The 2,646-nt window shown below is 44.7% G+C and carries 2 protein-coding genes; both read left to right on the forward strand.

What is annotated here, in order from left to right:
• Positions 1 to 2,106 (forward strand): DUF4815 domain-containing protein (locus tag ACFIMA_RS09375; protein WP_375693770.1); only part of this gene is annotated, 2,106 nt, incomplete at its 5' end.
• Positions 2,107 to 2,119: 13 nt separating this feature from the next.
• A partial coding sequence (locus tag ACFIMA_RS09380) for a Bgr_08870 family protein (RefSeq protein ID WP_375693422.1) occupies positions 2,120 to 2,646 on the forward strand: 527 nt, incomplete at its 3' end.

Consider the following 2,646-nt stretch of genomic DNA (forward strand, 5'->3'; position numbering starts at 1 on the left):
AGCTATAAGGTGACTTACCGCTATCGCGCAAAAATCACGGCTGATAAAGTAACAGCGCAGGAAATCACTGTCTCAGGGGGTGCGGAGGGTGGTGATATTATCGTCAGTTACACTTATAAATTGCCCCGCATTGACCGTATCGGTCTCAACACGGGGGGCAATGTGGTTTACATCAAAGGTATCTCAGTAGACCAACCCATGGCACCCAGTGTTCCTGATGATGTGTTGTCCCTTGCAACCATTACCAACAATTGGCTTGAAATGCCGGTTGTGGTCAATGATGGCACACGGGTTGCCCCCTATGATGAAATGTGGCGCTATTTTCAACGAGTGCTTTCGCTTGACCGTCTGATGCAATTAGAACGGATTAAAAGCAATGTTGACTCTAAAGAACCTGTCGCTAAAAAAGGCATGTTCGCTGATCCCTTTCTTGATGATAGTTACAGAGATGAAGGCTTTCAACAAACGGGGGCTGTAGGCAACGGCATTTTGCAGCTTGCCATTGACCCAACATTCTATACTGCTCCTTTAAAAGCGCCTGTCACGCTTGACTGGACAAATGAAGTGATCATTGCGCAAGAGTTGACAACGGCTTGCGAAAAAATCAATCCTTATCAAAATTTTGCACCCCTGCCTGGTACAGTAACCCTTGAACCCGCAACAGACTTTTGGCATGAACAACGCACCGATTGGCTCTCGGGTATCACCAATCAAATCATTATGGGAAAACATCGCGGCAGTACCATACGTAGAACAGAAGTAAGCGATAATTTCATCAACACACACCAAGAACAAATCGACTTTTTAAGACAAATTACCCTTCACTTTAAAATTGAAGGTTTTGGCAGTAGCGAAATCTTGGAAAGTCTTACCTTTGATGGTGTGAATGTTTTACCAAAAACAAAGCTTGTTGCAGATAGCAAAGGCACCCTTGAAGGCACTTTCACGATTCCACAAAATATCACCGCTGGCACAAAAAATGTTGTGGCACGGGGAAAAGGTAGAACCATTGCTACGGGTCTTTTTACCGGTCAAGGCGTGATTGATGTGAAAGTGATGCGGCGCACCACCACGGTGAAGATATGGACGCAAGTGGACCCACAAGCGCAAGTTTTTACCCCCGATGAAACACGGCAAATTACCGGTATTGACTTTCATCTTTGCAAAATCGGCAATCAGAACCATGATTTGGTGATTGATTTGGTCACTACAGAAAACGGCTATCCGACCGCCGATATTCAAGCACAAAGCTTTTATTCTATGAAGGGCGCAAAGCTAGGGTGGGCAGAGGCACGCTATGATGTACCACTCCTTGTGATGGATGACCGCTTAACGGCTTTTGTCATTAAAACCGATGATGCTGATCATTCTGTCTCACTAGCAAAGCTTGGGGATTTTGATGCAGAACACCAAAGATTTGTCTCAAGTCACCCTTACGTGACCGGTCCACGCTTTTCTTCTGTCAATGCTAGGAGCTGGACTGCTCATCAAGATGAGGCTTTAGCCTTTCGAGTGCTGGCGGCACGCTACACACAAACAGAAAAAACCATTGATCTTGGCACTTTTGATCTTGTGGACTGCTCTGATTTACAAATACGCGCAGCCATTGAATTGCCTTCAAGCGATTGTTCTGTCATCTTTGAAATTGAAAGAAACAACGGCACGGTTTATCAACTCCTTCCCTTTCAATTACTCAGTCTTACTGAATATATCAGTGAAAAGATAAAGCTTCGCGCTATTCTCAAAGGCACCGAAAAGCTCTCACCCGTCTTGTTTGCGCCTGTTCAATTGATTGCGGGAAAGATCCATAAGGAAGCTACCTATGTCACGCGTGCTTTTGCCTTTGGGGAAAAGGCAAGGTTGACCAGCTATATCAAAACCTTTTTACCGGGCGGTGCAACCTTTACACTCGAGATGCAACTGGATGATGGTGGTTTCACCCCTCTCACATTAGAGGAAACAGAACAACTCGCTGAACCACTTTGGACAGAGCGCAAATTTGTGAGCAGCGATAAAACAGCCAAACAAGCACGTTTGAAATTGACCCTTACCGGTGGACCAGCAGCGCGGTCCATGGTGTGTGATTTTGGCGCTGGCATATTGTGATGGGAGAACAGAGATGACAAAAACCAAAAAACTCGATATGGAATTGCCTAAAGAGGGGCGTTTTATCAGTTCTGAATTCCCAATCTTGCGCGAAAACTTGACAAAAATTGATCAGGCAATAGCCGATGTTGAGGACAAGGTAGACGAAAAAGCGCCTTCAAAACACACGCACACCATAAGCGAAATCACAAATCTAGAAAGCGCTCTCAATGGCAAAATGGCAGCGGATAAAACTTTCTCATTTGCTGATTTAAGCGATATCGAGGGTGCACACGATGCTGCCAACAATTATGTTCTCTATAAATCAAGCAACAATAACTTCACCTTTGGGAGTGCTGTCTCACTGTTAGGCGCACATCAACATAAAACCGAAGATATTGTGGGGCTTGATGATTTTAGAGCCAAGATCAATGAAGATCTCACAAGCTATGGTCGCCTCACAAGCCCAAATGAATGGCAAAGCTATAATAAATTTACCAGCAAAGTCACTATGAGTGGTGGCTTAGAACTGTTGGGTAATTCGTCGTTTAACCTTATCCA

This window comes from Bartonella sp. AP88HLJMH (assembly GCF_042195605.1).
In the GTDB taxonomy this organism is placed as follows: Bacteria; Pseudomonadota; Alphaproteobacteria; order Rhizobiales; family Rhizobiaceae; genus Bartonella.